The organism is Mesorhizobium sp. M7A.F.Ca.CA.002.04.1.1, assembly GCF_004022805.1.
GTDB lineage: Bacteria > Pseudomonadota > Alphaproteobacteria > Rhizobiales > Rhizobiaceae > Mesorhizobium > Mesorhizobium ciceri.
Map to the genome: position 1 here is coordinate 1 of NZ_RZPL01001130.1, position 1052 is coordinate 1052.

Sequence of the window (1052 nt, forward strand, 5' to 3'; positions counted from 1 at the left end):
GTCTGACGTCGTCTCCTCGATCTGGCCCTTGATCTGAGCGACGCGCGCCTGGATGGTCGCCTTGGTGCCGGCACCGTCGATGATCGTGGTGGTGTCCTTCTCGATCAGCACGCGCTTGGCGCGGCCGAGCATCTCGATGGTGACGTTTTCGAGCTTGATGCCGAGGTCCTCGGAGATCATCTGGCCCGACGTGAGCACGGCGATGTCTTCCAGCATCGCCTTGCGGCGATCGCCGAAGCCAGGCGCCTTGACGGCCGCGACCTTGAGGCCGCCGCGCAGCTTGTTGACGACCAGCGTCGCCAGAGCCTCGCCCTCGACGTCCTCGGAGATGATCAGCAGCGGCCTGCCGCTCTGCACCACCGCTTCGAGGATCGGCAGCATCGCCTGCAGATTGCCGAGCTTCTTCTCGTGGATGAGGATGTAGGGTTCTTCCAGCTCGACGCGCATCTTGTCGGCATTGGTGACGAAATAGGGCGAGAGATAGCCGCGGTCGAACTGCATGCCTTCGACGACGTCGAGTTCGGTCTCTGCGGTCTTGGCTTCCTCGACGGTGATGACGCCGTCATTGCCGACCTTGTCCATAGCCTTGGCGATCATCTCGCCGACGCTGGCATCGCCATTGGCGGCGATGGTGCCGACCTGCGCGATCTCGGCCGACGACTTGACCTTCTTGGCGCGCGCCTGGATTTCCTTGACCACGGCGGAAACCGCCTGGTCGATGCCGCGCTTCAAATCCATGGGATTCATGCCGGCGGCGACCAGCTTGGCGCCTTCGCGCAGGATCGAGGCGGCCAGCACCGTGGCGGTGGTGGTGCCGTCACCGGCGAGGTCGTTGGTCTTCGAGGCCACTTCGCGCACCATCTGGGCGCCCATGTTCTCGAACTTGTCGGCAAGCTCGATTTCCTTGGCGACGGTGACGCCGTCCTTGGTGATGCGCGGCGCGCCATAGGCCTTGTCGATGATGACGTTGCGGCCCTTGGGGCCGAGCGTGACCTTCACAGCATTGGTAAGGATCTCGACGCCGCGCAGCATGCGGTCGCGCGCGTCGGTGG

The 1052-nt window shown here is 64.4% G+C and carries 1 protein-coding gene; it reads right to left on the reverse strand.

The genetic code is table 11. The features are described from left to right. On the reverse strand, positions 1-1052 hold a 1052-nt coding region (groEL, locus tag ENZ75_RS32735; RefSeq protein ID WP_128278659.1), incomplete at both ends, for a chaperonin GroEL.